Below are 5,273 nucleotides of genomic sequence, written 5' to 3'. Positions count from 1 at the left end.
TCTTCCGGCGAGAGCTGGGCGGTGAAGCGGCCCTGGTCGCGCAACACGCTGAAGACGGCGCGCGACTGGTAGAAATAATCCGCTGTTTCCTGCGTTTCCCTTCACCGATGAGCAGCGGGCCAGAGCCGCCCGGCGCAAGGAGCGGGCCTTCACCGGCACGGCGCGGGATGTGGCGGCGCGGCTGCGCGCGCTGGCGGGGGAGACCGGCATCGCCGAGCTGGTCATCACCACCACCGCCTACGACCCGGCGGCCCGGCAGCGTTCCTATGAGTTGCTGGCGCGCGAGATGAACGCCTGAACCACTTCAATGCCGCGCGAGATACGCGGCCCCCGCCAGCAGCGCCACCGGCAGAACCGCGCCGGCCAACGCCGGCGCCGGGCCGTGCAGGGCCAGCACCGCCAGCCCCGCCGCCGCCGCCGCCGCGCCGATGGTGCGCGCGCTGCCAAACAACGTCTTGAACAGCGCCCTCATGCCGCCGCTCCCGCCCGGCGCCGCAGCAGCGCGACCAGCCCCAGCCCGCCCAGCAGGTAAAACGCCACCAGCGCGGGCAGCGCGCCGTCACCCAACGGCCACGCATAACCCAGCGCCTGCAACAGCCAGAAACTGCCAAAACCCAGCAGCGCGCCGCCGACGATGAACTTCAGCGCATTTTCCGGCACCCGCGCCAGCGGCCTGTGCAGCAGCGCCCCCACGGCAATGACCGTGAGCAAAGCCGCAATGGCCGCGCCCGCCACCGGCAGCGTATGGTGCGACTGCACGCCAAGCGCCACCACGATCAACCAGACCTCCAAGCCTTCCAGCAATGTGCCGTTGAAGGCGATCAGCCAGGCGGCGTGGTGGTCGCTCAGCCCCTTGCTGGCGCGCACGGCGTTGAATTGCGCCACCTCATCATGCAGCGGCCTCAGCCCCGCCCCGCGCGCGATGGCCTTGGCCAGCCAGCGCAGGCCAAACAGGATAAGGAACGCAGCGATAATCCCCTGCACCCAGGCAAAATCCGGTATATAGGCGAGCAGCGCCGTGCCGGTGAGCGTCATGCCCGCCAGCACCAGCAGTGCCGCCCCGGCGGCTGTGGCGGCGCTGGCCCAGCCGATGGAGAGCGCCACCGCCAGAACAATAGTGAACGCCTCCACCCATTCCACGCAGGCGCCCAGGTAGGTGGCCAGAATAATCCCGAAATGCGGCATGCTACCCCCCCATCGCGTCCAGCGCCGCCTGCAAGATGGCGGCGGCGGCGGCCTTGTCGATAATCTCGCCCCGGCGCGCGCGGCTCAACCCCGCCTCTATCATGCGCTCATGCGCGTCCGCGGTGGTGAAACTCTCATCCACCAGCGCAACCGGCAATCCGGTGGCGGCGCTCATCGCATGCGCCCAGTCGCGCGCCGCCTGCGCCCGCGGCCCCAGCTTCTGTTCGCCATCCAGCGGCAGGCCGACGATCAAGCCCCCCACCCCCTCGCGCGCCGCAATCGCCGCCACCTCCGCCGCGTTCTGCTTCAGCTTGGCGCGCTGCAACGTGCCGTAAGGGCTGGCGATCCGCCGCCCTACATCCGAGAGCGCCACGCCGATGCGCGCGGCCCCGGGGTCCAGCCCCAGCAGCCTTGCGCCGGGGGGGAGTTGAGCGAAAAATTCCGTGAGGTTGAAGAGCGCCATGCGCGCGGTTATGGTCCGGCCAGAGTTTAAACCCAAGGGATTATTGATGTCGCTCGATAGCGCAACGGTACGCCGGATTGCGAAACTGGCCAGAATCCGCGTCGATGACGCCGAAGTTGGCGTGTTGCAGACCGAATTGAACGCGATTCTGGGCTATGTGGACCAGTTGAACGAGGTCAACGTCGAGGGCGTGGCCCCGCTCTCCGGCGGCGCGCAAATGGCCATGCGCCTGCGCGAAGACCTCGTGACCGACGGCGAAATCGCCGAACAAATCCTGGCCAATGCGCCCGACCGAGTCGGGCAGTTCTTCGCCGTACCGAAAGTTGTGGAATGAGCCTCCTTGATTTAACGATCGCCCAGGCCGCGCAGGCGCTGAGCGCGAAAAAATTCTCCGCCGTGGAGCTGGCATCCGCGCATAACGCCGCCATCGCGGCGCTCAACCCGCGCCTGAACGCCTATATAACGGTAACGCCGGAGCTGGCCCTTGCCCAGGCGCAGGCGGCTGACGCACGCATTGCCGCTGGCACCGCGGGGCCGCTCACCGGCATCCCGCTGGCGATTAAAGACCTGTTTTGCACCGCGGGCGTGCGCACCACGGCGGCCAGCAAAATCCTGGAACCCTTCGTGCCACCCTATGAAAGCACGGTGACGCGCCAGCTCCTGGAAGCCGGGACGGTATGCCTGGGCAAAGCCAACCTCGATGAATTCGCCATGGGTTCGTCCAACATCACCTCCGGCTACGGCCCGGTGGAAAACCCGTGGAAACGCAACGGCTCGGACGCCAAACTCGTCCCCGGCGGCTCCTCCGGCGGCTCGGCCGCGGCGGTTGCCGCGCGGCTCGCCCTGGGCGCGACCGGCACCGACACCGGCGGCTCCATCCGCCAGCCAGCTTCGTTCACCGGCCTCGCCGGCATCAAACCCACCTACGGCCGCTGCTCGCGCTATGGCATCGTCGCCTTCGCCTCCTCGCTCGACCAGGCGGGGCCGATGGCGCGCACCGTGGAAGACTGCGCCATTCTGCTCGGCGCCATGTCCGGCTTCGATGAGCGCGATTCCACCAGCGCCGTGCGTGCGGTGCCCGATTTCCGCGCCGCACTGCGCCGGGGCGTGAAAGGCCTGCGCATCGGTATCCCCGCCGAATACCGCATGGACGGCATGAGCGCCGAAATTAGCGCCCTGTGGGAAAAAGGCGTTGCCTGGCTGCGCGAACAGGGCGCCGAGATCGTCGACATCTCCCTGCCCCACACCAAATACGGCCTCGCGGTGTACTACATCGTCGCCCCGGCCGAAGCCTCCTCCAACCTTGCGCGCTATGATGGCGTGCGTTTTGGCGCGCGGGTGGACGGCGAAGACCTGATCGACATGTACGAGCGCACCCGCGCCGCCGGTTTCGGGCCCGAGGTGAAGCGCCGTATCATGATCGGCACCTATGTGCTCTCGCACGGCTATTACGACGCATATTACCTGAAGGCGCAAAAAGTGCGGAACCTGATCCTGCGCGACTTCAACAACGCCTTTGAGAGCGTGGACGCCATCCTCACCCCCACAGCACCCTCGGCCGCCTTTGGCCTGGGCGAGAAAATGGACGACCCGGTAACGATGTATCTCAACGACGTGTTCACCGTCCCCGCCTCGCTCGCGGGTGTCCCCGCCATGAGCATCCCCGCCGGCTTGAGCGCCGAAGGGCTGCCTTTGGGTTTGCAGGTGATCGGCAAACATTTCGATGAAGAGACGGTTTTCGCGGTCTCGGCGGCGCTGGAGCGCGCGGCCGGATTCACCGCGTTGCCAAGCGTGAGGGCAGAATAATGGCTTACAGCCTCGAAGGAAAAACCGGAACCTGGGAAGTCGTGTGCGGGCTGGAAATCCACGCGCAGGTCATCTCCGAGTCCAAACTCTTCTCCGGCGCCTCCGCCACTTACGGCGGTGCGCCCAACGCGCATGTCAGCTTCGTGGACGCGGGGTTTCCCGGCATGCTGCCGGTCATCAACCGCGAATGCGTGGCCCAGGCGGTGCGCACCGGGCTGGGGCTGAAGGCGCGGATCAACCTGGTCTCGCGCTTTGACCGTAAAAATTATTTCTACGCTGATCTGCCCAACGGCTATCAGATCAGCCAGTTCGAGCACCCGATCGTGGGCACCGGCGATGTCGAAATCGAATTGCAGGACGGCACCATCAAGCACATCGGCATCACGCGGCTGCATCTGGAGCAGGATGCCGGCAAGTCGATGCACGACCAGCACGCCTCTAAATCCGTGATTGATTTGAACCGCGCCGGCGTCGCGCTGATGGAAATCGTCTCCGAACCCGACATCCGCTCACCGGAGGAAGCCGGAGCTTACCTGCGCAAAATTCGCCAGATATTGCGTTACCTCGGCACCTGCGACGGCAACATGGAAGAAGGCTCCATGCGCGCGGATGTGAATGTGTCCGTGCGCAAGGCGGGCGAGGAATTCCGCACCCGCTGCGAGATCAAGAACGTCAACTCCGTGCGCTTCGTCATGCACGCGGTGGAGGCCGAGGCGCTGCGCCAGATCGAGGTCTGGGAGTCCGGCGGCGAGGTCCGCCAGGAAACCCGGCTCTACGACCCCGCGCGCGGCGAGACGCGCTCCATGCGCTCCAAGGAAGATGCGCATGACTACAGGTATTTTCCGGAACCAGACCTGCTGCCGCTGGTGCTGGAGGAAGAGTTCGTCGCGGGCCTGAAAGCCAAACTCCCCGAGCTGCCCGACGAAAAACGCCGCCGCTTCTGCGATGAATATGGCATCCCGTTTTATGATGCGGGCGTGCTGGTCGCCGACCAGGCCATGGCGGGTTTCTACGAAAGCGTTGCCAAGGGCCGCGATGCCCGCCTCGCCGCCAACTGGATTTCCGGCGACTTCTTCGCCGCCATGAACCGCACCGGCCGCTCGATTGAAAACCCACCGGTTTCCGGCGCCGCCCTGGGCGAACTGCTCGACCTCATCTCGGACAAGACCATCAACGGGCGCATCGCCAAGGATGTGTTCGAGGAGATGGTGGAAACCGGCGCCATGCCAGCCGCCATCGTCGAGGCAAAAGGTCTGCGCCAGGTGACAGACACCAGCGCGATCGACGCGGCGGTGGCGCAGGTGCTGGCCGCGAACCCGGACAAGGTGGCGGAATATAAATCCGGCAAGGATAAATTATTCGGCTTCTTCGTCGGCCAGGTGATGAAGGCCATGCAGGGCAAGGGCAACCCGGCACTGGTCAACGAGGCGGTGAAAGCCCAGCTGGGCTGAGCCGCCGCCGCAGGTTGAAGTATTTCAACAGGTCGGTTAGGTACGCATCATCCGGGACGGGTGGCCGAGCGGTTTAAGGCAGCGGTCTTGAAAACCGCCGTGCGTGAAAGCGTACCGTGGGTTCGAATCCCACCCCGTCCGGATCTGATCGCAACGATCACGAAAATACCCGAGGGCATCAGGTTATTTTCGCCGCCTAGAGTCTGATCGTTTGAGGCTGCCGCGCGCCAGCGTGGCAACCGAAAGCGTGAATCAGCCTCTTATACCAGCAGCCCTAAAGATTGACGCATGCCCAGTCTCTGGTTCCGATTGAGGTAATTCGAGCCGCGTCATTGGCGATGAAATTCCAGGCTTCTTTGCTGGCGTCG

At 65.3% G+C, this 5,273-nt stretch carries 7 protein-coding genes and 1 tRNA gene; 5 read left to right on the top strand and 3 right to left on the bottom strand.

All coding sequences use genetic code 11. The features are described 5' to 3' along the window. Positions 1–169: 169 nt before the first annotated feature. Positions 170–298: a hypothetical protein gene (locus HKL97_RS10245; protein ID WP_291425010.1), complete on the top strand. Its 129-nt coding sequence runs from the start codon at positions 170–172 to the stop codon at positions 296–298. A 6-nt stretch (positions 299–304) separates the two neighbouring features. Here the strand turns inward: HKL97_RS10245 and HKL97_RS10240 are convergent, their stop codons facing one another. From HKL97_RS10240 to ruvX, 3 genes are read right to left on the bottom strand one after another with little or no spacing between them, the layout of a single operon-like run. Continuing rightward, positions 305–472: a hypothetical protein gene (locus HKL97_RS10240; RefSeq protein ID WP_291425008.1), complete on the bottom strand. Its 168-nt coding sequence runs from the start codon at positions 470–472 to the stop codon at positions 305–307. Beyond that, the gene (locus tag HKL97_RS10235; protein WP_291425006.1) at positions 469–1,185 is read right to left on the bottom strand and encodes a hypothetical protein; all 717 of its coding nucleotides are present in this window, start codon (positions 1,183–1,185) and stop codon (positions 469–471) included. The genes HKL97_RS10240 and HKL97_RS10235 overlap by 4 nt, the downstream gene beginning before the upstream one ends. A 1-nt stretch (position 1,186) precedes the next feature. Next, a complete protein-coding gene (gene ruvX, locus HKL97_RS10230; protein WP_291425004.1) occupies positions 1,187–1,648 on the bottom strand; it encodes a Holliday junction resolvase RuvX in 462 nt (153 codons plus the stop codon). 46 nt (positions 1,649–1,694) lie between these two features. Between ruvX and gatC the strand changes: the two genes are divergently transcribed. The 4 genes from gatC to HKL97_RS10210 all read left to right on the top strand — a co-directional run bounded on the left by gatC (position 1,695) and on the right by HKL97_RS10210 (position 5,046). After that, the gene (gene gatC / locus HKL97_RS10225; protein ID WP_291425002.1) at positions 1,695–1,982 is read left to right on the top strand and encodes an Asp-tRNA(Asn)/Glu-tRNA(Gln) amidotransferase subunit GatC; all 288 of its coding nucleotides are present in this window, start codon (positions 1,695–1,697) and stop codon (positions 1,980–1,982) included. Further along, positions 1,979–3,454: an Asp-tRNA(Asn)/Glu-tRNA(Gln) amidotransferase subunit GatA gene (gene gatA, locus HKL97_RS10220; protein ID WP_291425000.1), complete on the top strand. Its 1,476-nt coding sequence runs from the start codon at positions 1,979–1,981 to the stop codon at positions 3,452–3,454. Before gatC ends, gatA begins: the two co-directional genes overlap by 4 nt. Next, positions 3,454–4,905 carry an Asp-tRNA(Asn)/Glu-tRNA(Gln) amidotransferase subunit GatB gene (gene gatB / locus HKL97_RS10215; protein WP_291424998.1) on the top strand — a complete coding sequence of 484 codons (1,452 nt, stop codon included), beginning with the start codon at positions 3,454–3,456 and terminating at the stop codon, positions 4,903–4,905. Before gatA ends, gatB begins: the two co-directional genes overlap by 1 nt. A 54-nt stretch (positions 4,906–4,959) precedes the next feature. Next, a tRNA-Ser gene (locus HKL97_RS10210) sits at positions 4,960–5,046 on the top strand. Positions 5,047–5,273: the final 227 nt, after the last annotated feature.

Origin of the sequence: Acidocella sp., from assembly GCF_013044125.1 — a bacterium.
In the GTDB taxonomy this organism is placed as follows: domain Bacteria; phylum Pseudomonadota; class Alphaproteobacteria; order Acetobacterales; family Acetobacteraceae; genus Acidocella.
This window is presented reverse-complemented; position numbering and strand designations above follow the sequence as displayed.